Raw genomic sequence first — 26,097 nt, 5'->3', positions numbered from 1 at the left:
ATGTACATAAAAAGACCGTCCACGGACGGTCTTTTTCCACATGGGAAAACAAGTGTAACGAAACCGGAACAGAGGTGTTAATCATTGCACAAAAAGTGGCTGCAAGTGATCGATGAGGGCGTTGCCAAAATCAAAGAAGATGAGCTCGAACTGGGACTAACAGTCTTGAGAAAGGTGCAGGAACACGGAAAAGCGATTCCGGAAGTGATGCTGTATCTGGCCGATGTCTGGTATCAGTTGGGGCATCTTGAACAAGCCAAAGAAGTATCTCGAATGGTGATGGGCTCGGTGCCAGAGAGGTCGGAGATCAGGATGGAGACAGAGCTTCTGCTCGCTGAGATCGCTCTGGACGAAGAACAATTCGACGAGGCACAGGCGATGTTGTACAGTTTGATGGAAGAGGGATTTGAAGAGGCTCGGATATACCTTTTGCTCGGTGATTTGTACGCGCTGCAAGGTCTTGATGAAGTGGCAGTAAAATACGTGGAACAGGCCCGCAGGCTGGAGCCGGATAACCAACAGCTGCTGGTCGCTTTAAGCGAATTATACTCGCGCTTGGGACGTAACAGCGATGCTGTCGCATACCTCCAGCAGGTAGATCATCCCGATCTCTCCTCCTTGGTGACGAGAGCGAGGACACTGGCTCAGAGTGGTGATTTTGAAGCCGCATACGACCTGTACCGGCAGGCGCTCGAACGGGATCAATCGCCAGAGATCCTGTTTGGCTGCGGCATGATGGCTTTCCACCTGGGCAGGTTGGTGGAGGCAGAAGGACATATTGAGAAACTGCTTGTGCTCGATGAGGAATATGTTACCGCCTATCCCTTGCTTGCGGATATCGCGCTTGCATCCGGTCAGACGGAGAAGGCGATAACGGCACTTAAGCAGTATGTCAGCTTGTCCGGCTTTGACACCGATCAGATACGCCGTTTGGTGGCGCTGCTCCAACAAGCAGGCCGCTATGAAGAGGCCAGAGAGTATCAAAACCTGCACGATCAATGGGATCTGTCGGAAGAAGAGACGGATATATGAAACGTCTTCTCAACAGGAAGCTGCAACCTGCAGCTTCCTATTTGTTTTAGGTTGGCGAATCTTGGTAAGAATGAGAGTAAAGTAAGCGAAAGATTGAGGGATTCGCAAAATGAATCTGGCAGAAATTCTTGTCTATACGGATATTAGACAGTTGCACCAGATTGCCGGACATTACGGGTGTGAGTGCAACCTCAACTCCAAAAATGAATTGATCACGACCCTGCTTGGCAGTTTGCGCTTGCGACAGACGATTCAGGCGGAAGTAGAGCGTTTGACGCCAGAGGAGGTTCACTTCCTACTGCTGTTGTTTCTGGACAAGCGCAGCACGTTTACACTTGAAGATTTGTTGGCCAAGGCTGGATTGGCACTGGGAGGATCAGCGGAAAAGTCAAACGAGCAGCCACGAAAAGTGATCGCCAGTGCACTGCGACGCGGCTGGCTCTTCCCGGTGAAAGGGGCTCAGAGCGGGGAGTTCCAGGCACCGATTGACCTGAGGGAGCCGTATGTGAGAGTCTGGCTGGAATCAAGGCGAGGAGACAACACTGAATCCTTACCTGAGCCGAAAGCCTATCGTGACGAAGGGACGGCTGCTTGCGACGATATCTATTTGTTCCTGCAGTTCCTGGAGAAAGCACCGATCCCGCTCACCACGGATGGCGGCATGTATAAACGCTACCAGCTGCAGTTGCTTCGCCTCTTTCACATCAAGGAAGAGCCAATCAGCAAAGAGAAATGGCGTTTTGGCTACGGCCTCCATTTTGACCAGTACCCCGACCGTTTTTCTCTCTTGTATGATTTCTGCTTCTATCAGGGATGGATCGAGGAACTGACGGGCCAGGTATCGATCACCGGGCGAGGGGGAGAGTGGCTGGTCGGCAGCTATTCCGATGAGACGTACCATGATTTGATCCGCTTTTGGATGCGTCTGTACAAGCGAGCGATTCCCAACCTGCCTATGCTGGTTCAACTGATCCCCTTAATGGCCGGCAGCAGTTGGATCACCCAGTGTGAACTGCGTGAGATCCTGCAGCCTTTTATCAAGCCGTTTTACTACGATGACTCGATCAGCATCTTACATAATCGAATCTTAAAGATGATGGTTCATCTGGGCCTGCTAAAAGTAGCACAGGTGGACAATGAATGGTGTTATGCTGCAACCTACGCTTGTCGATCTTGGATGCGAGAGTTTAATGGTTTTGCAGAAACCACGATTCTGTTAAAGTGAGGGATGAACAAATGGAAAGGCCGAATTACATGCAACAACAAAACGTATTGGCTGGGCTGCTGTCGGAGATTGCGATTGATCGGGAAATGAGGTCGCTTCGCAAAAAAGCACTGTATGAGGAGATTGACCAGGCTCTGGCAATGAAGAACAAGGAGTCCTTTTTACGATTGACGGCCGAGCTGCGCGAAATCATGACATATGAACAGTCAGAGACGGGATGATTGCCAGTCCTCTCCGACCGTGGTAAGCTAGATCCAGACTGATCGTTTGAAAAAGGGGATCTGGCATGCAGTGGACAAGCGAGCAACTGAACAACTGGGAGGAGTTGCGGTCTTACGTTGATACCGCACTGCTCCCTCTTTATTTGTATCGGCAGGAACTGGCCGTGCCCCGGCATGTTGAACGGATGACCGCACTGGCAAATGCAGCCCTTGCTGTGGAGCAGAGATTGAAGGGCAGGGTACTGCAGTTACCGCTCACTTATCAGGGGGAAGGCCGCAACGTGTTTTTTTTGCCAGCTGGTTTTCCCGTCTACGTTATCCTTCGCTTTGCCGGCGATGAGTGGATCTACGAATATGATCGGGATGCATCTGTCGTACACACCTTATCAGTTTGGGAGGAGGATCTGGCCGACCCGCTTCGCTTCCAAGCGGCGGTTGACGTATTGCATGAAGCGATTATCGAATCATGGCGATCGTTGGGATAGGGCGTGGTTTGGCAGATAGAAGCTTTTTCTTTTGGCCATACTACTAGTACCCGACGCCATTTTTGACAAAATCTCAACAATCTCGTTTTTTCCCCCGTTTGCAACGGGGCTCGCCCTGTGGACATTCTTGACATCTAAAAAGGGGTTAGCTATTATTGGTTTGACCTAGTGTAAGGAGACGTATGCAGTACCATTGTTACGTCATTTTACAGGATAAGGAGGGGAAGACAGGTTGAGTGACAAACAGGAAATTTCCAGACGTACATTCCTTAACTACGCCTTGATGGGGACTGGCGGTTTCCTTGCTGCAGGCATGATCACCCCGATGGTACGGTTTGCAATTGACCCGATGCTGAAAGTGGCGGGCGGTGGAGATAAAGTAGCGGTAGGAAGCGTGGACGAGTTTGGAACAGAACCAAAACGTGTGGAATTTAAAGTACATACCAAAGACGGTTGGTATGAGTCTGAATCCACATTGGCCGCGTGGGTGCGCAAACTGGACGACGGCACGATTTTGGCGCTCTCGCCGATCTGTAAGCACCTTGGCTGTACCGTAGACTGGAACACGAGTGCCGACTATCCGAACGAGTACTTCTGTCCTTGCCACATGGGGCGCTACAAAATCGATGGTGAGCACGTACTTGGCACGCCGCCGACCAAATCGCTGGACATGTACGAAACAGAAATTAAAGACGGCAAGCTTTATCTGGGGAAAATCATACCGAATCCACGACCGGGGGTGGAAGAATAGATGATGCACAAGATGTACGATTGGGTCGACGAGCGCCTGAATCTCACCCCGATGTGGCGTGATTTGGCGGACCACGAAGTTCCAGAGCACGTGAACCCGGCACACCACTTTTCCGCGTTCGTCTATTGTTTTGGGGGTTTGACGTTCTTTATTACCGTTATTCAAATCTTATCTGGAATGTTTTTGACTATGTACTATGTTCCAGATATCAATAACGCTTATGAGTCAGTAAAATACTTGCAGAACGAAGTAGCGTTCGGAAACATCGTGCGCGGCATGCACCACTGGGGAGCAAGCTTGGTAATCGTCATGATGTTCCTGCACACGCTGCGGGTGTTCTTCACCGGCTCGTACAAAAAGCCGCGTGAGATGAACTGGGTTGTCGGAATGCTCATCTTCTTCGTGATGTTGGGATTGGGCTTTACCGGCTACCTGTTGCCGTGGGACAATACGGCATACTTCGCAACCAAGGTAGGTTTGGAGATTGCCCAGACCGTGCCAGTCGTTGGTCCTTACTTAAAAACGCTGCTGACCGGTGGCGATATCGTTGGTGCCCAGACTTTGGCGCGATTCTTTGCGATTCACGTCTTCTTCCTGCCTGCAGGTTTGCTCGGTCTGCTGGGTGCCCACTTTATCATGATTCGTCGTCAGGGTATCTCTGGACCACTATGATGTCTTCGATAAGGAGGAATTAGCATGGCAAAACACGATAAAGATGCTACCTTCGTCGGAGACTCTCGGGTACCTGCGAAGCGCATCCCGAATGTTGCTCCGTCTTACTCCGACTTTCCGGGAAAATCGGAACCGTTTTGGCCGAACTTCCTGCTGAAAGAGTGGATGGTAGCAGCCGTAGGTTTGGTCGGGTTCCTCGTCCTGACGGTTTCGCATGAATCTCCGTTGACGGCGAAGGCGAACCCGAACGATACATCGTTCGTACCGCTGCCGGACTGGTACTTCTTGTTTCTGTATCAACTCTTGAAGTATCCGTGGGCTGCTGGTGACTGGGTTGTTTTGGGTACAGTCATCATTCCGGGAATCGCGTTCGGTGCACTGTTTCTGGCACCATGGTTGGATGCTGGGAAGGAACGGCGCCCGATCCGCAGGCCAGTCGCCTCCGGACTTATGCTTCTTTCTCTAGTGTCACTCTTTTACCTGACATGGGCTGCGATGGATGAGCATAATCGAAACCATCCAAGCCAAGCTGGAGGAGGCTCACACGGTGCTGCACCCGCACCTGCTCCTGCCGAGGAGGCTGATCCGGGCTTCACAGCCGAAGATATCTGGACAGCTCAGCAAAGCTGTATTGGCTGTCACGGAGGCAATATGGAGGGCGGCATGGGGCCCAATCTGCAAAAGATCGGTGAGAAGTACTCGGCCGAAGAACTTGCGGAGATTATCAAGAACGGGAAGCCGCCAGGTATGCCAGGTGGCTTGATTACGGACGAACAAACGATTAAGGAACTGACCGAATACATGGCAAGTCTGAAGTAGGCAAACCATAGGGGAAAGCTGGCTGACAACTCGGTCAGCTTTTCCTTTTCAGGCTCCCTTTCTATTGTATGAATGAAGGATTGGGAAAGGAACGAGGCGCACCAACGATGGAAAAAGTGAAGGTTGTACAGAAACAGGAGACGATGAGATGAGATGGATATGGGAGTGGTTTCGCGACTCGCTAGGCAAGTCGTGGTTCCTCTGGACGCTGTTTATCGTCAATCTGCTGGGAACCATCTACGGATTTTACTGGTATCATCATCAACTGGCCGATACCCATCCGGCTTTCTTTCGAATATTCGTACCAGATAGTCCTACGGGCAGCGGGCTGTTTACCCTTGTGCTGTTTACGTATATTATCGGCAGGCAGATCCCGATACTGGAAGCACTGGCTGCGATTACGAACTTCAAATATGGCGTATGGGCGGTCGCCGTGATTGTTGCTGGTTGGACACTGGGGAACGAAGTGGGAGGGACTGACATCATGTTGATGCTGTCCCATGCCGGAATGGCGGTCGAGTCACTGCTTTATTCCCGCTTTTACAAGCTGAGTTGGCTGCCGGTAGGGGTTGCCGCCTTGTGGACGCTGAACAACGATTTTCTCGACTATGTCATGGATATCCATCCCTGGTTGCCTGATGAACTGGTTCCCTATACCGGGGTTGTCGGTTTATGCACAGTACTGCTCAGCTTAATCTCCATCTCTCTCATCTGGTATCTAAACATGAAGACAAATCGATTCAAGGTCTAATCTTGTCCTCCTCTCCATAGGCTGTACTATGGGAGAGGAGGTTATCCGAGTTGAACAAGAACGTGGCGCTGCTGCTCTTTCTGCTGCTGATTGGATTAATGCTGGCTTGGCCTATCACTTACTTCGCCGGACAACTGGAGAAGGAACCAGAGCAGCATCATTTACACCAATTGGACCAGTTGGCAGAAGACTTTTTTCAGGCAACCAAGCAGGGAGACATCGAACGCTCTCGCCAACACATCGCAAAAATTGCCGAACTCTTTCCCAATCTTACCCTTCCCGTAACCATCCGGATCGAAAGTTTAAATGCGGTGACCCAATCGATTCTTGCAGCCAAGCAGACGTTTGTTTCTCCACGCGTCAGTGAAGAGAGGCTGCTGTGGCACGCGACGCAGGTGAGAATTGCGATTGATGCACTGCATCATGAACATCAGCCGATCTGGAAAAACTATTATCCCTCCTTCACCAATCAGTTGCAAAACCTGATGCAGGCAGTTGTGGAGCGGGATCTGACAGAATTCCGTGCGCAGTTTGACGAGCAATACTATCTGTATCTGGCGATTCGTCCTGCGATGAGCATCCAGGTAGATGAGCAGGAGATGTCGGCTATCGACGCTGCCTATGAGCTGATCATTCGAGAGATGAGAAACGAGTCGCCGGATTGGCAGGTGATTCGCGACTCCTTGCGAGAATTGTCAGTGGTGATGCAATCGGTTTTCGTTGGTGAAGAAAGAAGTGCAGCGGGTGGGCCTTGGATGCCAGGATCACCGCTGACGATCATAATGACCATTGCGATCGTCGTCATGCTGCCACTTACTTATGTAGGCTGGAGAAAGTACTTGGCAGAGGTGAAGGGATAAGTTCACGTCTACGGAACTACTCAACAGAAAGCCAGACTAAATGATCATATAGTTGTTGCGTTGTATAAAAAAATAAAGATACCCTCCTGGTGCACTTCAGTGACAAGAGGGTATCTTTATTTTTTAAGAATCGATGCAGATTTTCTCTGATGGCTCACAGGTACGACCTCGCAAGGCGTTGGTTACTCCTCTCGCAACGGTTGTCTGTTTTCATCAAATGTGAATCCTTCGCCCAACACTTCATGGACATCGTTTACCACGACAAAGGCGTGCGGGTCAATCTCTTGTATCACATGTTTCATCCGGACAACTTCATTGCGGCTGACCACACAATAGACGACGTCTTTGGTGCCTCCCGTAAAGGCCCCTCTGCCGGACAGCATCGTGACCCCACGCCCCAAATCAAGGATTTGTTTGGTGATTTCCGATGTTTTGTCGGAGATGATAGTGAGGGCTTTGCCGGCGTACGCACCCTCCTGGAAAAAGTCAATCACTCTGGCTGCAATAAATACCGCTACCAGTGTGTACATGGCGCTTTCCAAACTGAGATAGATCAGTGAGGCGCCGATCACAAGCATATCACCGAAAAACAGGGTGCGTCCCATGCTGATGCCGGCACTCTTTTGCAGCAGGCGGGCGATGATATCGACGCCGCCAGTCGTACCCCCAAAGCGAAAAATGATCCCCAGTCCTGCTCCGACCGTTACACCTGCATAGAGGGCAGCGAGCAGGGTATCGTCAAGCGCAGAGGGGGTCACCAGCACATCGAACAGTGAAAGAAAGGCGGACAGTGAGATCGTACCGATGATGGTGTAGAGAAATGCGGTTCGCCCCAGCACTTTCCATCCGATGAAGAAAAGAGGGATATTTAAGGCAAAGTAAACAATCCCTTGATCTACCTGGGGCAGGAGAAGCTTGATAATAATGCTGATGCCGGTGATTCCGCCTTCTGCTAGGTTGTTCGGGATGTTAAAGGCATTGATGCCAAATCCCATGATCGCTGTGCCGACGATGATCGCCACAATGCTTTTTAGCCGCATGTTCATCGTTGTTCGCTCCTTACCTGTCACAACATTCGTGCACCACCCGGTTCGGGAGATGACAACCGCTCAAATCATACCAGTGCCATTATATAGGACGTTTTTGCGCTTGTCCAATCTGTGATACACTTTTGTTGGAATCATGATTTGGCAAAATAGGCCTACTGATGTACGATGGAGAAGAAAAAATGACGCAGCTGGGGGGATATCGCTTCGTGAGTGAAAGAAAGACGTTGCAAGAGATCCAGCAGGAAGTGGATCAATACATAGGACAGTTTAAGGAAGGATATTTCTCGCCATTGGCCATGATGGCCAGGATGACAGAGGAAGTGGGCGAACTGGCCCGCGAGATCAATCACTACTATGGAGAGAAGCCTAAAAAAAGCGACGAGGAAGCGAAGACAGTCGAAGAGGAACTGGGTGACGTGTTTTTTATCGTACTCTGCTTTGCCAACTCGCTGGGTATCGATCTGCAGGAGGCGTTTGATCGGATTATGCATAAGTTCCACACTCGTGACAAAAATCGCTGGACCCGGATAGAGGAGTAGGTGAACAAATGACAGCACAACAAAAGATCAAAGTAGCCGTTGCCGGAGCAAAGGGAAGAATGGGACAAGAAGTGGTCAAGATGCTGCTAGCGGACGATTCGCTCTCCTTTGTCGCAGGGATCGACTCAAAACTGAACGGCGTCGATGTAGGAGAAGTGATAGGTGGTAAGCCTTTGGGTGTTCCGTTTCTCAATTCGTTGCCGGAGGCATTGGAGACGTATCGTCCAGATGTTTTGGTCGACTTCACGACCCCCCACACGGTGTACCGTCACATGGAGACGGCCATCGAGTACGGGGTGCGGCCGGTTGTGGGCACGACCGGTTTTACCTCCGAGCAGATGGCTGATTTGGGGCAGCGCTGCCGGGAACGGAAGGTAGGGGCGATCATCGCGCCCAACTTCGCGATTGGCGCGATCCTTTGTATGAAGTTTGCTGCCACTGCCGCAAAGTACATGCCGCATGTGGAGATTATTGAGCTGCACCACGATCAGAAATTAGATGCTCCCAGCGGTACGGCGATCAAAACGGCAGAGATGATCGCTGCATCACGCAAGCAGTTTGCACAGGGACATCCGCAGGAGGCAGAGAGTATCGAGGGTGCCCGCGGTGCCGGCTTCGATGGCTTCCGGATTCACAGCGTACGGCTTCCGGGATTGGTCGCTCATCAGGAAGTACTGTTCGGCGCGACCGGGCAAACCCTGTCGATCCGTCACGATTCGATCAACCGAGAGTCGTTCATGCCTGGCGTCAACATGGCGATCAAAGCCGTGATGAATCTGGACTCTCTTGTGTACGGACTAGAGAACTTGTTGGACTGACTTGAACCAGAGAGGGGAGAGACGAATGAGAATTGCGCTAATCGCACATGATCGCAAAAAAGAAGAAATGGTCCAACTAGCCACTGCATACGAAGCAATTCTCCAGCAGCATAAGCTGTACGCTACTGGAACTACGGGTACCAGAATCATGGAAAGCACGTCGCTTGAGATAACCCGTTTTCTGTCTGGTCCGCTGGGTGGGGATCAGCAGATTGGTGCGATGGTCGCCCGCAATGAGATGGATTTGATCATCTTTCTGCGCGACCCGCTTACCTCGCAGCCGCATGAGCCGGATATTATTGCCCTGCTGCGGCTGTGTGACGTTCACCGGATTCCCTTTGCGACCAATATGGGGACAGCGGAAATCTTGTTGAAGGCTTTGGAGAGAGGGGAATTGGCGTGGAGAGACATAGTCCACGAGGAACAGAATTGAGTTCCCTCGATATCCTCGCGTTCGGTGCTCACCCCGACGATGTGGAGATCGGTGCAGCCGGTGTGTTGCTGCGTGCCAGGAAAGAGGGGAAGCAGGTGGGAATTGCCGACCTGACTTATGCTGAACTGTCGTCTAATGGCACCGTGGAACGTCGGCAGGAAGAGGCGGCAGCAGCTTCCCGTCTGTTGGGGCTTGCCCTGCGGACCAACTTTGGTTTGCCCGATCGCGGTTTGGAGTCATCTCGCCAGCTGGCCCACGACCTGATCGTGGATCTGATCCGGCAAACGAGACCAAAAGTCGTACTCGCTCCTTATTGGCAGGACCGCCATCCCGATCACGAGTCCGTTTCGCGCCTGGTGCGGGAGGCGGTCTTCTCCGCTGGTGTGCACAAATACAGGGGTCAGCAGGAATTGCCGGCCTATCGTCCGGAGCATGTATACTATTACTTTATCAATACGACGACAGCTCCCAGCTTTATCGTCGATATCAGCGACATATACATAGAAAAAACAGAAGTGCTTCGCTGTTACAAAAGTCAGTTTGAACGCGAAGACGGCAGTGTCAGCACCCCGCTGAACAACGGTTACCTGGAACAGGTGGAAGCACGTGAACGGCTGTTTGGACAGCAGGCGGGGGTTTCCTATGCTGAAGGATTTGTCAGTATGGTTCCACTAGCCCTGCGTTCACTGATATGAGGACGCAAAATGGGAGAAGAAAGGAAGAACGATTCCGATGAAGATCGGCATCACCTGTTATCCATCGTTGGGAGGATCGGGAGTCGTGGCTACGGAGTTGGGTAAGCTGTTGGCCGAACGAGGGCATCACGTTCACTTCATCACCTCCAGTATGCCGTTTCGCCTGGGTAGTTTTCATCCCAATCTGTTTTATCATGAAGTAGAAGTAAATCACTATGACGTATTCAAGTACCCTCCCTATGATCTGACGCTTGCAAATCGGATGGCTCAGGTGGCTCGCGACGAAGAACTGGATATATTGCATGTTCATTATGCTGTCCCGCACGCCCTCTGCGCTTATTTGGCCAAGCAGATGGTCGGCAACTCTCTGCAGGTTGTGACCACACTGCATGGAACCGATATTACGGTTCTCGGTTACGATTCCAGTCTAAGCGAGATGATCCGCTTTGGAATCGAGCAGAGCGACATGGTGACCGCCGTCTCCCATGATCTGATCCAGGAGACAAAGAAACTGCTGCAAGTGGAGAAACCGATCGAGCTAGTCTACAATTTTGTTGATAAGCGGCGTTACTATCGCCGTGAGGTAGAAGAGATGAGAAAACGATTTACTCCCAACGGCGAGAAGATGCTGATGCATATCTCCAACTTCCGTCCGGTCAAACGGGTACACGATGTGGTCGATGTGTTTGCAGGGGTTCGCGAACAAATCCCGGCCAAGCTGCTGCTGATCGGGGAAGGGCCGGAGCTGGCCAACATCCGGCGGACGGTGTGCGATCGTCAGCTTCAGGAGGACGTGTTCTTTCTCGGCAAGCAAGACGATGTGGCAGAAGTGATTTCGATGGCTGACGTGATGCTGCTCCCCTCCGAGAAAGAAAGCTTTGGACTTGTCGCTCTGGAAGCGATGGCCTGTGGTGTACCGGTGATTGCCACGCGAACCGGCGGTTTGCCGGAAGTGGTGGCTGATGCCGAATGCGGCTTCTTGGCCAAGGTAGGCGATGTGCCGCACATGGTACGGCGAACACTAGATCTGCTGACCGACCATGACCTATATCAGCGTTTTTCCCGAGCGGCAGTCGAACGGTCCAATCATACATTCTGCCATGAAACGATCGCCAGTCAGTACGAGAGTCTGTACCGTCGGCTGCTAGATCACCGTCAGACACGGTAGAGAGGACGGCTGTATATCCGTCTGCAACACATCTTTTGAGATGGGAGTAACCAAGCATAAGGGGGCGAGTGTCTGGTGCTCAAACAGCAGGCCATACCAGTCCTGGAACGCCTTGAACAAAATGGCTTTGAAGCCTACTTTGTCGGTGGCTGTGTACGAGACTGGCTATTGGGAAGGTCGGTTCACGACATCGACATCTGCACCAATGCCCTTCCAGATGACGTGATGAGATTGTTTCCCGAACACGTACCAACCGGGCTGAAGCATGGAACTGTCTCCGTGAAGCAGGGACCCTATCTGTTTGAGGTAACCACTTACCGTTTGGAGGCAGAATACGAGGCGTACCGCCGTCCTTTGCAGGTACAGTTTGTATCTGATCTCGCCACAGATTTGTCGAGACGCGATTTTACAATCAACGCGATGGCAATGGATCGCCATGACCGTCTGGTTGATCCGTACGCCGGGCATAATGACTTAAACGAACGCCTCATCCGAGCCGTTGGAGATGCCGTGTCCCGGTTTCAGGAAGATGCCCTGCGGCCGCTTAGAGGTGCCCGATTTGCTGCACAGTTGGGTTTTGCCATTGAATCGGCTACCTTGCGTGCGATGGAACAGACGGCACCGCTGCTGAGCCACATCGCAGCAGAGAGAATCCGTGAGGAACTGACCAAACTTCTCGACAGCGACCATCCGCAGATCGGCTGTGAAATCCTTGTCTCGACTGGCCTGCTGCAGTCGTACCCGCTATTGGCAGAAGTGTTTCAACGATCCAGGCAAGAGATCTGGCGGGCAGCGCGTCTCGGTTCCTATCTGCACAAATGGAGCTTCCTCTGTTTTGCCGCTGACTTTCAACTGGAGCAGGTCTGTGAGCTTACATCGATTTTGCGTATGTCCAAACGGGAGCAAAATGGGATAAGCCGCTATGCTGAGCTGCTTTTTTCCCTGTCTCCGCAATGGGATCGGCCTAAGCCGATCAATTGGGGACCGCTGCTGTTGAGCGATGGGTGGGAGGTCTGTATCGGATTAGATATGCTGCTGCAGGCGATCTGGTGGAACAACCGTGATCGGAGCGTCTCGCAGTCGTTGATTGACACACATGCCGCTCTCCCGGTTACCTCACTGAAAGAGCTGGCCGTGTCAGGGAAAGATTTGCAGCAGGCCTTTGCACGCAAGCCTGGTGACTGGATCGGCCGAATTCTGAGCTATCTACTAGAGCAGACGGCCTTGCACGGACTACCTAATAGGCGCGAGGAGCTGCTGCAGGCTGCGAAGAAGGAGTTAGAAAAACATGAACATTAAACTGCAGATACTAAAAGCGTTCCGGGAGCATCCAGAGGAGTTCATCTCAGGTGAGCGGCTAAGTGAGCTTTGCAACTGTTCCCGAACGGCCGTTTGGAAACACATTGAAGAGTTGAGGCAGGAAGGCTACCAGTTTGAAGCGGTGCGGCGATCGGGCTATCGATTGTTGTCGGCACCGGATCGGATCGCTCCGGAGGAAATCACAGTCGGGCTTGAAACCGATGTGATCGGGCAGACGGTCTACACATACGATACGGTCGTCTCCACACAGCTATTGGCCCACGAGGCGGCGGGGCAAGGGGCAGGGGAAGGAACGCTTGTGATTGCCGAGCAGCAGACAGGCGGCAAAGGAAGACTAGGGCGCCCCTGGCACTCGCCCAAACATGCAGGTATCTGGATGAGTCTGATCGTAAAGCCCGACATATCCCTGCCGCGTGCTCCACAGATCACGCTGCTGACCGCAGTGGCGATGGCCAGAACAATCAAGATGGAGGCAGGCCTGGAAGCAGATATCAAGTGGCCCAATGACATTTTGATCCATGGCAAAAAGGTGTGCGGGATCCTGACCGAATTAAATGCGGAATCGGATCGGATCAACTATCTAATCATCGGAATCGGTGTAAATGTGAATACGCTGGTGGAAGAATACCCACCGGAGTTGAGGACGATTGCCACCTCTCTGAGGATAGAGGCCGGCCGCAAAGTGAGACGAGCCTCCTTGATTCAAACCTTTTGCACCGAGTTTGAACAGCTGTATCGGGAGTACCTCCGGCTGGGGTTTGAGCCGATTCGGGCGAGATGGGAAGCTTACTCTGTAACCCTTGGGAAGCAGCTGACCGTGCGCACGCTCAATGAGACGATCGAAGGCAGGGCCGTTGGGCTTGATGCGGATGGCATTTTGATTGTGGAAGATGCGAAGGGTGTCCAGCATAAAGTGTATTCTGCCGACATTGAACAGGGTGCAAACCAGTAGGCGCTCTGGTATACTGGTGATGGATGAGGCTGTATCCATGTGAACAGCACTCACAAGTTATGTTTTTCTTTTGCGTTAACCAACTAAAATCTGCTCTGAGCCTGTAAGGACCGAGACAGAAGGAATTCCGTATTTGTCGGGTCATTCCGATAGGGGACCGACATCTTTCGTATGGATCGAAACAGACCTTCTCGTAGCGGGAAGGTCTTTTCTATATGCAGGATGGGCGGTTTATCTCGCATTGCGGGTGGGAGAGCACGGAAGAGGGGACGGAGATGACAAAAAAACCAGTGACGACGGCCGACTTGCGCAAGCAAAAGCAGGAAGGGCAGCCAATTGCCATGATTACCGCGTACGATTACCCATCGGCGAAGCTTGCTGACGAGGCGGGTGTTGATGTTATTTTGGTAGGTGATTCGCTTGGGATGGTCGTGCTCGGCTATGAATCAACGATACCTGTGACGATGGAGGACATGCTTCATCATACCAAAGCCGTCACCCGTGCCGCGAAACATGCCTTGGTGGTAGCTGATCTGCCGTTTCTCAGCTATCACGGTTCAGTTGAAGAAGGTGTGAAGAACGCAGGCCGTCTGCTGCAGGAAGGTCTGGCCAAGGCAGTTAAGATGGAAGGCGGCGCAGAGATCACTCCCGTCGTGAAACGATGTGTACAGGCAGGTATCCCGGTGATGGGCCATATCGGTCTGACTCCCCAATCTGTCTATCAACTGGGCGGCTACAAAGTACAGGGAAAAGACGTGGAGGCGGCAGGTCGCTTGCTCAGAGATGCGCAAGAGCTGGAGGAAGCGGGCGCCTTCGCCCTGGTGCTGGAGTGCGTTCCGACAGAAGTAGCAGCCAAAATCAGGGAGAGTGTCGCGATACCTGTTATTGGCATCGGGGCCGGAGCTGGTTGTGACGGACAGGTGCTGGTTTTTCACGACATCCTGTCCTACGCTTCACAGATCAAGCCGAAGTTCGTCAAACGCTATGCTGATGTCGGTTCCCAGATCCAAGAAGCCGTATCTACCTACGTCTATGAGGTGAAAACCGGACAATTCCCGTCTGATGAACATGGATTTACGGCCTCCGAGGAGACGGTCAGCTATCTGTACGGAAAAGGAGTTACATCATGAATCAAGTGGAGACCATAGTAGATCTGCGTTCGTTTGTCAGGCAAGCTCGTCGTGCGGGCAAGCGCATCGGATTTGTGCCGACGATGGGATATTTGCACGACGGTCATCTCAAGCTGGTGGAAGCCGCTCGGCAGCAGTGTGATTTCGTCGTGATGAGTATCTTTGTCAATCCGCTGCAATTTGGACCGAATGAAGATTTCAACCGTTATCCACGCGATATCGAGCGGGATCGGAAACACGCCGAAGCAGTTGGAGTTGATCTGCTTTTTACGCCATCTGTCGAGGAAATGTACCCGCATGAGGTTTTGACAACTGTATCGGTTGCCCACGTGTCGCAGCCACTCTGCGGTCGTACCCGTCCCGGTCACTTTGACGGGGTGGCTACCGTGGTGAGCAAACTGTTTCAAATCGTACAGCCGGATGCCGCTTTCTTCGGTCAAAAAGATGCGCAGCAGTTAGCGGTGATTCAACAGTTGGTGAAGGATTTATCGATTCCAGTGGATATTGTGCCATGCCCGACGGTTCGGGAACCAGACGGATTGGCGATGAGTTCACGCAATGTTTACTTAACGGAGGAAGAACGGTCACAAGCAACTGTACTCTATCGCAGTTTGCAGCAGGCAGAACAACTGCTCGCAGCAGGAGAGCGGCAGGCAGCGGTGATTCAGGATCAGCTGACACGGACGATTGCCGCCGAATCGTTGGCGCAGATTGAGTACGTCGAGGTGATGCACTATCCGCACCTGAAGGAGGCCACAGAGTTAGTTGTGGGGGATCAGATCCTGATTGCACTTGCCGTCCGTTTTGGCCGTACCAGATTGATTGACAACCTGATTACAACGGTGAAATAAGGAGAAAGGGAGGAGGCAGACGATGTTTCGGACGATGATGAAGGCGAAGATTCACCGGGCAGAAGTGACGGAAGCCAACTTGAACTACGTAGGCAGCATTACCATTGACCGCGAGATTCTCGATGCTGTTGATATCCTGCCCAATGAAAAGGTGCAGATCGTCAATAACAACAATGGGGCCCGTTTCGAGACATATGTGATCGAGGGAGAGCCAGGGAGTGGGATGATTTGCTTAAACGGGGCTGCAGCACGGTTGGTTCAGCCGGGAGATACGGTGATCATTATCTCGTATGCGATGATGACAGAGGACGAAGCTCGGCAACACAAGCCGCGGATCGCAATCATGGGAGAAAAAAATAAGATTACGCAAATGTTGGGCGAAGAGATTCACGCCACCATGGCGTAACCCCCTCGTAGAGAGCCAGTGAAGCCACCGTAACGTCGAGCGGTATGGCGGCAACACCGGCTCTCTATTTTTTTGACCAGAGGAGACGGAAAGTTCCCATCTCTCACCACAAGAAATCGTCAGCCTGTTGTCGTAACGGACAACAGTACCTTCTGTATAGAGCCACTCTGCTTGTGAGACAATGAGAGTACTCACTGTTCACAAGGGGTGGCTTTTTTATGCAGATCGACGAGTGGTTCAAGCAGCTCCATGAGCAGCTCGCAACAATTGAACAAAACTGGCCAGATGCTGAGGATCAGGAGAAGCGAAGAATGGCGGAGCAGCTGTTAAGGCTGCGGCAGTTGAGTGACCACATCGTCGACGCTTGGCTTGCTCTGGAAGAGAGACTATCCTCTGTTATCAAAGAGGTTAAAGCACGAGAGCAGCATGGAGAGAGTACGGAACCACAAGCAGGATTATCCTTGGTAAAGGAAGCGCTGTCTGCGCACCCGCAGGAAGAGAAGACGGTGACCACCGGAAAAGGTACGGATCAGGTTTCACCGGCAGCCGAAGAGCTTCAACAGGTTCTCTCGGATGAGCCAGAGGATGATTATCCTTCTTATGCCCTTCTGTTTCGCAAGGGAGAAGGGTTTTACCACCTACGCTTGTTTCATGATGCCAAGCATCATTTTGCACAACTGCTGAAACAGTCGCCTGACTGGGAAAATGGGCGGCTGTATTATGGATATAGTTTGCTGTTTTGTCAGGAGCGGGAAGAGGCGATGAGAGAGTTTCGCCTGTTAAGCAGGACGGCCAGTTCCCCCAAAGTAAAGGCGATCAGTGACAACGCGATTGGCTGCATGATTGCGGAGGAGAAGCACTGGCTGGAGGCAGGCCAGGCTTTCAAAGCGGCTTTGGAGACGATGCCGGACCATCCCGAAGCTACATTTAACCTGGCCCTTTGCTACCTGCATGGAGGAGAGGCACAGGAGTCCCTTGAAACCATTGAAAGCTATCTAGAAAAGGACGAAGACGACTGGGAAGCCCAGGTGCTCTGGCTCCGTGCCTATAAACTCTTGATCGAGACAGATCCTGCAAGCAGACGAATTCCGCCATCAGGACTAAAGATTCCCTCCCGCCAATTGGATGTCAAAGCCCTTCAGGAAATGGCGAACATGTGTGAAAAGACGGGACAAATCAGGCGTGCCCAGTTATGCTATCGCTACCTGCTGGAGCATCTGCCACGCGAAGGCTGGGTCTGGCACGGATTGGCCTGGAACAGTTGGCTGCTGGCTGGAGCAAAAGTGGCGATCCCGATGGTGAAAAAGGCGATCGCTCTCGCCCCAGACAATCTTGATTTTGTGTTCAGCTACGGTTGGATGGAGCTCTTTGAAGGGGAACTGAGCTGTGCGCAGAAGGTATTTGAATCCAACTTGCGGCATGATCATCAACACACCCTCTCCCTGTCCGGATTAATCACGGTCTTTACCAAGCAGGAGGAGTGGTCTGAGGCGAGGCAGTTGGCCCATCATCTGCTGCAATCAGACAGCAGCTATGAGCGTGCGCTGGGCCACTATCACTTGGGCCGGATCGGGATCGCTTGTGAAGAATGGGGGCAGGCAGAAAAGCACTTCCAGATAATTAACAGGACGACAAACGACTTTTGGGAGGTTCCGCTCTTCCTCAAGCTGTGTGCCGATAGGCTGGGACACCGTGAGTGGAGTTCGCAAAGATCACTCTTGCCTCATTAGGCAGCAGGAATTTGTCGTCTCTTGCCGAAAGTTGAGGGGAGTGATTTCTCTGATCTTCTGGTCTACGCGTCATATGTGTTGGGGTGAAGTTCAAGTTGAAGCGGTTTATTGTAATAGATTTTGAGACGACAGGAAACCAACCCAGACAGGGTGACAAGATCATCCAGATAGGGGCGGTAGCGATCGACGACGGGATCATTACCGATCATTTTTCCACTTTTGTTCATCCCGGTGGACCGATTCCACCGATGATAACCTCTTTAACAGGCATTACCGATGAGATGGTGGCAGATGCTCCGACGTTGGAGGAGGTACTGCCGCAGTTGTTGCGTTTGCTCGATAAGCGCACCTTTGTCGCGCATAATGCGTCCTTCGACTTATCGTTTTTGCAAGAGGCCCTGCTCAGTCAGGGCTATTATACGTTTGATGGATACGTGCTGGACACGGTAGAATTGGCACGCTTTCTGTTTCCAACCCAAGGCAGTTATCGACTGGTAGAGTTAGCCGATGATTTTGATATTCAGCATGATCATCCCCATCAGGCAGACAGCGATGCGTTAGCGACCGCACAGCTGTTTCTGCGAATGCTTCAGTTCCTGCACGAACTGCCGCTGGTTACGATCCAACGGCTGCAGATTCTGGTCACCTCCTTCCGCTCCGATCTCGGCGCACTGCTGCGGTCGATCGAAATGGAAAAACTGTCCGAGAATCCACTTGAACAGGAACCAAACGAACCTGCCTCTCCTGAAGCGGATGGATGGGATATCTACCGTCAGTTTGCCCTGCGCTCACGGTCAAAGCTGGAACGGCAGCCGCAGGCAATTGAGCGGTCAACCTTTGAATTGGACGTCTTCTTGGAACGATTGCTCGCTGAGGATGGTCTGATCGCCCAGATACAGCCTGGTTATGAACGACGCCAAGCACAGGAGGCGATGATCCGGGGAATCTACGAAGCGATGAACGACGGGGAGCACCTGCTTGTCGAAGCGGGTACAGGAACAGGAAAAACAATGGGCTATCTCATACCCGCCATCCTCTGGTCCAAGTGGCACGATCAGCAGGTAGTGATCAGCACTCACACAATCCATCTGCAAGACCAATTGTTCCAAAAGGACCTGCCTGTGCTGCAACAGGCACTGCCATTTTCTTTTACCGCCTCCCTGTTAAAGGGGCGCGGCAATTATCTTTGTCTGCGAAAAATGGAGCAGCAGCTTGCCGAGACGACAGAGGCAGATACGCATGAACTACAGTTGACCAAGGCACAGTTGGTAAGTTGGCTGACCCAGACCGAGACGGGCGATGTGGAAGAACTAAGTCTTTCTCCTGTGGGCAGTATGCTTTGGCAACAGGTAAAGAGCGATGTCCATTCTTGTCTGCATCGCCATTGTCCCTGGTTTAGCCGCTGCTATTATTTCCGGGCCAGGGAACTAGCAAAGGAAGCAGATCTGCTGATTGTCAACCATGCCCTTTTGATCAACGATTTGGAGGCGGAAAACCGCATTCTTCCTACCTATGATGTGGCGATCCTGGATGAGGCTCATCAACTGGAAGAGGTGGCCAGTCAGCATCTGGGGGCACAATACACTACAGCACGCCTATATCAACTATTGGATCGGCTGTCAACAAAAGAGGAGCATGATCTGCTTAATCGATTGGTAGAGGAAGTCGCTCAGTCGACACCGATGCTGGCAACTGAGCTACATAATCATCTCCATTCGTTGGGCCAGCTTTCAGCCAGCAGCCGAGACAGTCTGCAGCAGTGGTCGGGTCGGCTGTACAACTGGGCAGCCCGCCGCAGCGGTGAACAAACGGAAGCAGGCCGGGCCACTGTTCGCTATCGTCAGGATACATTTGTCGGCAAGGGAGAACGTCTGCTTAGCGATACACGTCAACTGGTGCAAGCACTTGTCACGCAGGGACAGGAGCTGGAGCGCTTGCTGACATTAGTGAAAGAGCGTGCAGAGTCAACCCCGTTTGCGCTGAAGAGCTTGCTGACCGATGCGGAAGGTCTGGTGGACGATCTGCGGACTGCTGCTGATACGCTATACTTTTTGCTTTTGGATGGACCGCCAGAGTATGTTTTCTGGATGGAAATCGAAACGCGCTCCCCGCGCAAACATGTCTCTCTGTTTGCCGCGCCGCTAGACGTCTCATCCGTACTAGCTCGCAAACTGTTTGCCGAGAAGCGCAGCATTACACTTACATCCGCTACGTTGACGGTAAAAAACAGCTTTCGCTACTACATCGAACGGCATGGATTGGAGGAGAGCGGGCGCTACCGTACGTTGACGCTTCCCTCGCCTTTTGCCTACGAGCAGCAGGGACTGATCCTCTTGCCGGATGACTTCCCGGCACTGGGCAAAGATTCCGAGGAGACTTATCTCGACGCCGTGATCCAGGGCTGTGTCGATGTGGTGCGCGCTGCCAAAGGACGTACGCTGATCCTCTTTACCTCCTACACCATGCTGCGCTGCGTGTACGATGCGATGAAAGAGGCGCTGGACGGGGAAGGCTATGATTTGCTGGGGCATGGCATCGACAGCAACAACCGCAGCAAGCTGGTTCGCAAGTTTCAGCGTCAGCAAAAATCGGTGCTGCTTGGCACCAGCAGCTTCTGGGAAGGTGTCGACATCCCGGGCGATGTCTTAAGCTGTGTGATCATCGTCCGTCTGCCCTTTCAACCGCCCAATCAACCACTGCTGGAGGGGCGCTCTGAAAAGGCGAAAGAAGAGAAGAAAAATCCGTTTCTCTCCTTGTCGCTGCCTCATGCTGTGATCCGCTTTAAACAAGGCTTGGGGCGCCTAATCCGACATCACACGGACAGAGGGGTGATCGTCGTGTTTGACTCCCGAATTGTTGAGTCGCGTTATGGAAAAGCATTTCTCGCCTCGCTCCCCCCGTATCGTGTCGAAAGCGGGGCCTGGGTCAAACTGCGTGACCGCATTGCTTCGTTTCTGGAGGGTATGCAAGCCGATGAACTTTCATAAAATGAAGCAATAGTCTAGTCAGGATTTAGGTGATACAATAAAATGCGAAAGCGTAGCGTAAAGAATCGTCTGCTGCTCGTCGCATCTCTGTTGTTTTTGATCGTCGGTTGTACGATTGACAGCCATTTATTACAGGCGGTAAAGGTCGATGATCCGATCGTAAGTGAGGATGAGCGGGACTTCGAGGGGATGATAACCTCTTATTTTAACCTGTCTAGCGGTGAAAGTACGCTGGTCCGCTTTCCTAACGGCAAGAAGCTGTTGATCGATACCGGCGGTGTCGATGATGTGAAAAACCTGTTAAAACTTCTGCAAGAACGTCACGTCACCAAGTTGGATTACGTGCTGATCAGCAATGATCTGCCGGCCTACAGCGGAGGGTATCCTTTTTTGGCCAAAAACCTGCAGATCGATACCGTGCTTCTGCCGAAGTTGATTGCTCATGCGATCCACCGGGTGATTCCGATTGATGAGGAGAAAAAAGTGCAACTGCTGTCAGAGGGAGACGTGCTGTCGTTTGATACAAACATCTCCCTGACGGTCTTTCACCCTAGCGAGCACCTTTTTCTCTCTCCACAGGATAATTCATTGGTCGTACAATTGCGGCAGGGTGAACTGCACTTTCTCTATCCGAGCGGGATCGGTGTGAAGGCGGAGGACCGTATGTTGAAGCGTCATGGAACAGAGCTGCGCTCACAGGTGTTGAAAGTTGCCGATCAAGGAAGCAACCAAGCTTCTTCACAGCCGTTTTTGACCAAGATAGACCCACAGGTTGCGGTGATTCAAACAGGCAAATCACGTGACGAGATGACCAGTGGTCAGGCGGAAATCGTGGAGCGGTTGGACGAATCATGGGCTGAGACGTATATCACAGGACAGGACGGAACGATTACGATTCTATCCAATGGGAAGGATTATAAAGTCCTGAAGGAAAAGAAAAAGCAGGACTGAGGAGGGATGCGTATTTGAAAGCCCCCAAAATATCGGAGGCAGTCGTCCGGCGCCTGCCGGTCTATCTCCGATATCTGACCCACTTGCAGCAGATGCAGGTCAAAACCGTTTCATCCCAACAGATGGGCAAGACACTTGACGTCAATCCGGCGCAAATCCGCAAAGACCTGTCCTCATTTGGCGACTTCGGCAAAAAGGGGATAGGTTATGACGTCGATTATCTGATTGAAAAGATCCGACAAATCCTCAAACTGGACCAGGAGATTCATGTAGCGCTGGTTGGAGCGGGCCACCTTGGCCATGCGATCAGCAACTACAATGCGTATTTACGCGACAACATGAGGATCGTCGCCATTTTTGACAACGATCCAGCCAAAAAAGGAAAAAGGATTGCCGGGCTGAGGATACAACCGTTGGGAGAACTGAAAGAGACAGTGAAACGATTGCAGATCCGGCTGGCGATTATTACGGTACCTGCGGCAGCGGCTCAGGTGGTAGCCGACCAGTTGATCGAGGCCGGGATTGAGGGTATTCTCAACTTCGCTCCGGTAACCATCCGGACCGACGCCAATGTGAGAATCCACCACGCTGACGTCACATCCAGCCTGCAAAGTCTGGCATACTACTTGAACCAAGGAATCCCAATCGATAGGAGTAGAAGCGATGGAAACGATTATCACCAACGCGACAGTTTTAACGGTAAATGAACAGAACGAAGTGATTCACGGCGGAGCGGTAGCCTTTGCCGGCGATCGGATTACCTACGTAGGTACCACGCCGGAAGATCTGTCTGGATATGGACAGGTGATCGACGGCAAGGGTAAATACATACTTCCCGGTTTGATCAATACACACGGCCATGCAGCGATGTCTCTTTTGCGCGGATATGCCGATGATCTGCCGCTCAAGGAATGGCTGGAAGACAAAATGTGGCCGATGGAGGCGCAGTTTACGGCGGAACACGTCAAGTGGGGAACCTACCTTACCTTGCTTGAAATGATCCGTACCGGAACCACAACGTTTGTCGATATGTACGATCACATGGGTGAGGTAGCGAAAGCAGCGGAATCTGCCGGTATGCGGGCCAGTCTGTGCCGCGGTGTGATCGGTCTTGGCTCGCCAGAAGAACAGCGACAAAAACTGGAGGAGGCGACCGCTTTTGCCCGGGAGTGGCATAACCAGGCCGATGGTCGCATTACCACGATGATGGCACCGCATGCACCATACACCTGCCCTCCAGATTACATCGCCAAAATTATTGAGCGCTCAGCAGAACTTGATCTTCCGATACATATTCATATGTCGGAGACGGTTTGGGAAGTGGAGCAAAACGTCAAAGACTACGGTGTACGTCCTGTTCAACACCTGGAAAACATTGGGCTGTTTGCAAGGCCTACGCTGGTCGCGCACGCTGTCCATTTGACGGATGAAGAACTAGATATTTTGGCACGCTATCAAGTGAAGGTATCTCATAATGTGGTGAGCAATCTCAAACTGGCAAGCGGCGTGGCCCGTGTGCCGGACATGCTGAAACGAGGGATCAGTGTTTCGCTGGGAACGGACAGTTCCGCGAGCAACAACAATGTTAATCTGTTTGAAGAATTGCGGCTGGCTGCGATTTTGCACAAAGGTGTCACGTATGACCCACTTGTCGTCCCCGCAGAAGAAGCGCTGCGGATGGCAACCCGATACGGTGCCGATTGTGTGTTCCAAGCAGAACAGTTAGGTTCGCTGGAAGTGGGGAAACAAGCTGACCTGATCGTCATTGATGCCCATCAGGCTCATTTCCAACCCGCGCACAATTATCCCGTCTCCCATGTAGTGTACGCGGCGAACGGGCGGGATGTGACCGATACGGTCGTCGCTGGACGGTTTCTGATGCGGAATCGCGAGTTGCAGACGATTGATGAAGAGAAAGTGATCTATGAAGCCAACCGGGTGTTTGCCCAACTGAAACAGTAATCGCCAACCGAGATGAAAGGAAAGATCTCCTGTCGGCACAACAGGAGAGATGTGAAGCAGGGGTGCAGGTAGGGTTAATGTGATGGTACATTCATGATGGGTATGCACGCCACACTTCCGTCAAAGACGTATGTCTGTACGACAAACAGACGGGCGGGGGCAGCGCTCTCAGCGGTGATGACAGATCTGCCCAAGATGCACGGTATTCCTGTTGCCACAGCGCGTAGACGTCAGGAGATGTCGTCCTGTCGGGCAGTTTCACGCGCTCACCTCCTCGGGGTGTATCTGTAGTATGACCGGCACGTTTGCCGCTATGTTCGGTAACTTTTCCGTACGGTTCTAAAACCTTCCCCGGCTGCATATGTTTTAGCCATAAAGGACGGGGAGGGTCATCAATGATTATCCGACCGCGCCAACTCTGGTGGCTGCTGCCGATATTCCTGGCCCTGTTTCTGCTCGGGGCGTTGATCGCCAAGCTAACAGACAAGCCTGCCGTACAAAATCAAGAACAGCAAAGCGGACCGGTTGCACAGGTTGACCCCGCCGAACAAATGCGCAAGCAGCGGCAGGAGATTGCCGAACTGATCGAACGATCCCAGACCAATACGGAGATCCCGTTTCAGGTTGAAGTAAAGGATCGACAGTTCAGTGGGACCTATCAGGGCAAGTCATTTGAGCTTAGCGGCGATGTGGGCGGACAGAAGGTGATGATGGCGAGGACAGGCGATTCGTTTAAACTGACGGTGAACGGAGAACAGAAAGAGCCGCTGATGCTTCCCTATGCGCTTTACACACCATATGATCATCTGATGCTGATCAAAGGTGAACTGCAGTCAATCGTACCGATCCGCCTGACTGGGGAAGGTGCCGACCTAGCCGGATATCAGTTTTCCCTGCCGCCAGAGGATGTGAAATCGATGCTGTCGCTATGGCTTGGCTCGCAATTTCCGACTCAAGACGTGATGGATGAGGCGCTCAAAAGCGTCTCTCTAACGTACCTGATGTGGTACGACCAAAGTTCCATGCGACTGCGCAGAATGCTCGTCACAATCCAGATTGCTTCACCCCAAGGCGAAAAAAAGGACCAACTACTGTTTCGCATGTAAATGAAGTAAGCAGAATCAATCATCAATGAAGAATAGGGGAACGGCATGTGGTTGTTCGAATTGTAGGCTTATTGATAGGGATCGCTTTTATTGGTGCTTCTGCCGTCTATCACCTGGCTTCGTCAGTTGTCGCACAGCAGAACAACTTTGACGAGCAGGCGCGCCAGTGGGCCTTTGAACGTACGACGATTACGCAGATCGATGAGATCAGTGAATACCGCGGCAAGAGCTCCTACGCCGTAGTCATCGGTAAAAATAAAGTCGGAACGCCGGTCATTGCGTGGATGACCAAAGATGATGTGGTCTTTGATGTGCTGCACGGAACTGTACCGAAAAAAAATGTGCAGGAAGCCGTGATGAAAAGTCATCCGAACGCTGTTATCAAGCATATTGTACCCGGAATCGACGGCGAAAAGCGCTTCTGGGAAGTCCTCTACATCGACGAGGAGAAGCGCTACAATTATGTGTATTACGACTTCCACACAGGGGAACTGCTGAGAGCATACCGACTGAACAAAATCGACTCCCCTTGACCAAGGTCGTCTAGCCGCATGGAACTCCTGCGTGCTAGTGACTAGGGGGGTATCATTGGCTGCTACCTCGAACCAAATGTGAAGCGACTGTCCTCTCCCGGACGGTCGTTTTTTTTAGGAGGTTGACGAATCCGAGATGAACGCGTGGATCTGTTTAGGACGTGACAAACGTTTGGAGATCGTGAACCAGTTCGGGTAAACCAGCGTTGAATAGATGCCCGTAGCCATCCATTCCGCGAGCGGTTACACGTGGGAGTCTTTTTGCGTACAGTAAGAAATACGCAAACGGCACCACTTCATCATCCTGACTGTGGTACAGAAAGATGTGCGGGATGCTTGCAAGTTTGGCCGAGAAGTTCTCTTGCAGCGTGAATTCGTCTACTAGCCACTCATCTCCAGTCCCCCAATATGGCACTGCGATCAGAAACAATCCCGCTATCGTTTTTGGGTGTGCTTCCTCAGAGAGGTACTTCAACAAAACGGAGCCGCCCAAGGAATGCCCAATCAATACGATGTCCCCATGCAAAGAATTCAGTTCCTGTTCCAGTTTTTCTTTCCACGCTGTATAAGCCGGTTTTTCTGGATCAGGCATCATGGGATATCGCATCTGGCAGGCAGATCCTAACGCATCTTGCAGATGTGCTGCCAAGT

28 protein-coding genes are annotated in these 26,097 nt (G+C 52.0%); 26 read left to right on the top strand and 2 right to left on the bottom strand.

The features are described from left to right. Positions 1-84: 84 nt before the first annotated feature. The 9 genes from LOK74_RS09820 (at position 85) to LOK74_RS09780 (ending at position 6,816) form a co-directional block, all read left to right on the top strand. Positions 85-1,032: a tetratricopeptide repeat protein gene (locus LOK74_RS09820; RefSeq protein ID WP_230046457.1), complete on the top strand. Its 948-nt coding sequence runs from the start codon at positions 85-87 to the stop codon at positions 1,030-1,032. 109 nt (positions 1,033-1,141) lie between these two features. Then, a complete protein-coding gene (locus tag LOK74_RS09815; RefSeq protein ID WP_230046456.1) occupies positions 1,142-2,257 on the top strand; it encodes a hypothetical protein in 1,116 nt (371 codons plus the stop codon). 11 nt (positions 2,258-2,268) lie between these two features. Further along, positions 2,269-2,478 carry an IDEAL domain-containing protein gene (locus LOK74_RS09810; protein ID WP_230046455.1) on the top strand — a complete coding sequence of 70 codons (210 nt, stop codon included), beginning with the start codon at positions 2,269-2,271 and terminating at the stop codon, positions 2,476-2,478. 65 nt (positions 2,479-2,543) lie between these two features. Continuing rightward, positions 2,544-2,963, top strand: a complete 420-nt coding sequence (locus tag LOK74_RS09805) for a DUF2487 family protein (RefSeq protein ID WP_230046454.1) — start codon at positions 2,544-2,546, stop codon at positions 2,961-2,963. Between the two features lie 232 nt (positions 2,964-3,195). Next, the gene (locus tag LOK74_RS09800; RefSeq protein ID WP_230046453.1) at positions 3,196-3,714 is read left to right on the top strand and encodes a QcrA and Rieske domain-containing protein; all 519 of its coding nucleotides are present in this window, start codon (positions 3,196-3,198) and stop codon (positions 3,712-3,714) included. Next, positions 3,715-4,386, top strand: a complete 672-nt coding sequence (gene qcrB / locus LOK74_RS09795; RefSeq protein ID WP_230046452.1) for a menaquinol-cytochrome c reductase cytochrome b subunit — start codon at positions 3,715-3,717, stop codon at positions 4,384-4,386. It abuts the gene before it with no gap. A gap of 24 nt (positions 4,387-4,410) precedes the next feature. Then, the gene (locus LOK74_RS09790; RefSeq protein ID WP_230046451.1) at positions 4,411-5,205 is read left to right on the top strand and encodes a menaquinol-cytochrome c reductase cytochrome b/c subunit; all 795 of its coding nucleotides are present in this window, start codon (positions 4,411-4,413) and stop codon (positions 5,203-5,205) included. A 148-nt stretch (positions 5,206-5,353) separates the two neighbouring features. After that, complete coding sequence (locus LOK74_RS09785; protein ID WP_230046450.1) at positions 5,354-5,956, top strand: DUF1405 domain-containing protein; 603 nt, start codon at positions 5,354-5,356, stop codon at positions 5,954-5,956. Positions 5,957-6,006: 50 nt separating this feature from the next. Further along, on the top strand, positions 6,007-6,816 hold the full coding sequence (locus LOK74_RS09780) for a sporulation protein YpjB (protein WP_230046449.1): 810 nt from the start codon (positions 6,007-6,009) through the stop codon (positions 6,814-6,816). A gap of 182 nt (positions 6,817-6,998) precedes the next feature. Here the strand turns inward: LOK74_RS09780 and LOK74_RS09775 are convergent, their stop codons facing one another. Further along, the gene (locus tag LOK74_RS09775) at positions 6,999-7,862 is read right to left on the bottom strand and encodes a YitT family protein (RefSeq protein WP_230046448.1); all 864 of its coding nucleotides are present in this window, start codon (positions 7,860-7,862) and stop codon (positions 6,999-7,001) included. 182 nt (positions 7,863-8,044) lie between these two features. Between LOK74_RS09775 and LOK74_RS09770 the strand changes: the two genes are divergently transcribed. The 17 genes from LOK74_RS09770 to LOK74_RS09690 all read left to right on the top strand — a co-directional run bounded on the left by LOK74_RS09770 (position 8,045) and on the right by LOK74_RS09690 (position 25,446). After that, positions 8,045-8,404, top strand: a complete 360-nt coding sequence (locus LOK74_RS09770) for a nucleotide pyrophosphohydrolase (RefSeq protein ID WP_420908753.1) — start codon at positions 8,045-8,047, stop codon at positions 8,402-8,404. An 8-nt stretch (positions 8,405-8,412) separates the two neighbouring features. Beyond that, a complete protein-coding gene (gene dapB, locus LOK74_RS09765) occupies positions 8,413-9,222 on the top strand; it encodes a 4-hydroxy-tetrahydrodipicolinate reductase (protein ID WP_230046446.1) in 810 nt (269 codons plus the stop codon). Positions 9,223-9,247: 25 nt separating this feature from the next. Further along, positions 9,248-9,655 (top strand): methylglyoxal synthase, encoded by a 408-nt coding sequence (locus LOK74_RS09760; protein WP_230046445.1) that lies wholly within the window; start codon positions 9,248-9,250, stop codon positions 9,653-9,655. Further along, positions 9,652-10,350 carry a bacillithiol biosynthesis deacetylase BshB1 gene (bshB1, locus tag LOK74_RS09755; RefSeq protein ID WP_230046959.1) on the top strand — a complete coding sequence of 233 codons (699 nt, stop codon included), beginning with the start codon at positions 9,652-9,654 and terminating at the stop codon, positions 10,348-10,350. The genes LOK74_RS09760 and bshB1 overlap by 4 nt, the downstream gene beginning before the upstream one ends. Positions 10,351-10,387: 37 nt before the next feature. Further along, positions 10,388-11,518, top strand: a complete 1,131-nt coding sequence (gene bshA / locus LOK74_RS09750) for an N-acetyl-alpha-D-glucosaminyl L-malate synthase BshA (RefSeq protein ID WP_230046444.1) — start codon at positions 10,388-10,390, stop codon at positions 11,516-11,518. Positions 11,519-11,593: 75 nt separating this feature from the next. Next, complete coding sequence (locus tag LOK74_RS09745) at positions 11,594-12,817, top strand: CCA tRNA nucleotidyltransferase (RefSeq protein WP_230046443.1); 1,224 nt, start codon at positions 11,594-11,596, stop codon at positions 12,815-12,817. After that, positions 12,807-13,790, top strand: a complete 984-nt coding sequence (locus LOK74_RS09740) for a biotin--[acetyl-CoA-carboxylase] ligase (RefSeq protein ID WP_230046442.1) — start codon at positions 12,807-12,809, stop codon at positions 13,788-13,790. The genes LOK74_RS09745 and LOK74_RS09740 overlap by 11 nt, the downstream gene beginning before the upstream one ends. A gap of 275 nt (positions 13,791-14,065) precedes the next feature. After that, entirely contained in the window at positions 14,066-14,920 is an 855-nt protein-coding gene (gene panB / locus LOK74_RS09735; protein WP_230046441.1) for a 3-methyl-2-oxobutanoate hydroxymethyltransferase, read from the top strand. After that, positions 14,917-15,771 (top strand): pantoate--beta-alanine ligase, encoded by an 855-nt coding sequence (panC, locus tag LOK74_RS09730; protein WP_230046440.1) that lies wholly within the window; start codon positions 14,917-14,919, stop codon positions 15,769-15,771. Before panB ends, panC begins: the two co-directional genes overlap by 4 nt. Before the next feature lie 22 nt (positions 15,772-15,793). Beyond that, positions 15,794-16,177 carry an aspartate 1-decarboxylase gene (panD, locus tag LOK74_RS09725; RefSeq protein ID WP_230046439.1) on the top strand — a complete coding sequence of 128 codons (384 nt, stop codon included), beginning with the start codon at positions 15,794-15,796 and terminating at the stop codon, positions 16,175-16,177. Between the two features lie 218 nt (positions 16,178-16,395). After that, entirely contained in the window at positions 16,396-17,907 is a 1,512-nt protein-coding gene (locus LOK74_RS09720; RefSeq protein WP_230046438.1) for a tetratricopeptide repeat protein, read from the top strand. A 95-nt stretch (positions 17,908-18,002) separates the two neighbouring features. Then, complete coding sequence (dinG, locus tag LOK74_RS09715) at positions 18,003-20,894, top strand: ATP-dependent DNA helicase DinG (protein WP_230046437.1); 2,892 nt, start codon at positions 18,003-18,005, stop codon at positions 20,892-20,894. A 42-nt stretch (positions 20,895-20,936) separates the two neighbouring features. Next, a complete protein-coding gene (locus LOK74_RS09710; RefSeq protein ID WP_230046436.1) occupies positions 20,937-21,845 on the top strand; it encodes a ComEC/Rec2 family competence protein in 909 nt (302 codons plus the stop codon). Positions 21,846-21,859: 14 nt separating this feature from the next. Next, positions 21,860-22,552 carry a redox-sensing transcriptional repressor Rex gene (locus LOK74_RS09705; protein ID WP_230046435.1) on the top strand — a complete coding sequence of 231 codons (693 nt, stop codon included), beginning with the start codon at positions 21,860-21,862 and terminating at the stop codon, positions 22,550-22,552. Continuing rightward, complete coding sequence (locus tag LOK74_RS09700) at positions 22,509-23,807, top strand: amidohydrolase (protein WP_230046434.1); 1,299 nt, start codon at positions 22,509-22,511, stop codon at positions 23,805-23,807. Before LOK74_RS09705 ends, LOK74_RS09700 begins: the two co-directional genes overlap by 44 nt. A 395-nt stretch (positions 23,808-24,202) precedes the next feature. Further along, positions 24,203-24,913: a hypothetical protein gene (locus LOK74_RS09695; protein ID WP_230046433.1), complete on the top strand. Its 711-nt coding sequence runs from the start codon at positions 24,203-24,205 to the stop codon at positions 24,911-24,913. A gap of 47 nt (positions 24,914-24,960) precedes the next feature. After that, a complete protein-coding gene (locus tag LOK74_RS09690; RefSeq protein ID WP_230046432.1) occupies positions 24,961-25,446 on the top strand; it encodes a cell wall elongation regulator TseB-like domain-containing protein in 486 nt (161 codons plus the stop codon). A 154-nt stretch (positions 25,447-25,600) separates the two neighbouring features. On the opposite strand, the gene LOK74_RS09685 is transcribed toward LOK74_RS09690, so the two are convergent. Further along, the gene (locus LOK74_RS09685; RefSeq protein ID WP_230046431.1) at positions 25,601-26,095 is read right to left on the bottom strand and encodes an alpha/beta hydrolase; all 495 of its coding nucleotides are present in this window, start codon (positions 26,093-26,095) and stop codon (positions 25,601-25,603) included. Between the last annotated feature and the right edge of the window lie 2 nt (positions 26,096-26,097).

Origin of the sequence: Brevibacillus humidisoli, from assembly GCF_020923435.1 — a bacterium.
In the GTDB taxonomy this organism is placed as follows: domain Bacteria; phylum Bacillota; class Bacilli; order Brevibacillales; family Brevibacillaceae; genus Brevibacillus_E; species Brevibacillus_E humidisoli.
The sequence above is the reverse complement of the archived record's forward strand: the minus strand, read 5'-3'. Positions and strand labels throughout refer to the sequence as shown.

What these genes read in the sequence shown, in the direction of transcription:
- LOK74_RS09815 (WP_230046456.1), top strand. Translation starts at nt 1,142, where the DNA reads ATGAATCTGGCAGAAATTCTTGTCTATACGGATATTAGACAGTTGCAC.
- LOK74_RS09810 (WP_230046455.1), top strand. Translation starts at nt 2,269, where the DNA reads ATGGAAAGGCCGAATTACATGCAACAACAAAACGTATTGGCTGGGCTG.
- LOK74_RS09805 (WP_230046454.1), top strand. Translation starts at nt 2,544, where the DNA reads ATGCAGTGGACAAGCGAGCAACTGAACAACTGGGAGGAGTTGCGGTCT.
- qcrB (WP_230046452.1), top strand. Translation starts at nt 3,715, where the DNA reads ATGATGCACAAGATGTACGATTGGGTCGACGAGCGCCTGAATCTCACC.
- LOK74_RS09790 (WP_230046451.1), top strand. Translation starts at nt 4,411, where the DNA reads ATGGCAAAACACGATAAAGATGCTACCTTCGTCGGAGACTCTCGGGTA.
- LOK74_RS09785 (WP_230046450.1), top strand. Translation starts at nt 5,354, where the DNA reads ATGAGATGGATATGGGAGTGGTTTCGCGACTCGCTAGGCAAGTCGTGG.
- LOK74_RS09775 (WP_230046448.1), bottom strand. Translation starts at nt 7,862, where the DNA reads ATGAACATGCGGCTAAAAAGCATTGTGGCGATCATCGTCGGCACAGCG.
- LOK74_RS09770 (WP_420908753.1), top strand. Translation starts at nt 8,045, where the DNA reads ATGACGCAGCTGGGGGGATATCGCTTCGTGAGTGAAAGAAAGACGTTG.
- dapB (WP_230046446.1), top strand. Translation starts at nt 8,413, where the DNA reads ATGACAGCACAACAAAAGATCAAAGTAGCCGTTGCCGGAGCAAAGGGA.
- LOK74_RS09760 (WP_230046445.1), top strand. Translation starts at nt 9,248, where the DNA reads ATGAGAATTGCGCTAATCGCACATGATCGCAAAAAAGAAGAAATGGTC.
- bshA (WP_230046444.1), top strand. Translation starts at nt 10,388, where the DNA reads ATGAAGATCGGCATCACCTGTTATCCATCGTTGGGAGGATCGGGAGTC.
- LOK74_RS09740 (WP_230046442.1), top strand. Translation starts at nt 12,807, where the DNA reads ATGAACATTAAACTGCAGATACTAAAAGCGTTCCGGGAGCATCCAGAG.
- panB (WP_230046441.1), top strand. Translation starts at nt 14,066, where the DNA reads ATGACAAAAAAACCAGTGACGACGGCCGACTTGCGCAAGCAAAAGCAG.
- panC (WP_230046440.1), top strand. Translation starts at nt 14,917, where the DNA reads ATGAATCAAGTGGAGACCATAGTAGATCTGCGTTCGTTTGTCAGGCAA.
- panD (WP_230046439.1), top strand. Translation starts at nt 15,794, where the DNA reads ATGTTTCGGACGATGATGAAGGCGAAGATTCACCGGGCAGAAGTGACG.
- LOK74_RS09720 (WP_230046438.1), top strand. Translation starts at nt 16,396, where the DNA reads ATGCAGATCGACGAGTGGTTCAAGCAGCTCCATGAGCAGCTCGCAACA.
- LOK74_RS09710 (WP_230046436.1), top strand. Translation starts at nt 20,937, where the DNA reads ATGCGAAAGCGTAGCGTAAAGAATCGTCTGCTGCTCGTCGCATCTCTG.
- LOK74_RS09700 (WP_230046434.1), top strand. Translation starts at nt 22,509, where the DNA reads ATGGAAACGATTATCACCAACGCGACAGTTTTAACGGTAAATGAACAG.
- LOK74_RS09695 (WP_230046433.1), top strand. Translation starts at nt 24,203, where the DNA reads ATGATTATCCGACCGCGCCAACTCTGGTGGCTGCTGCCGATATTCCTG.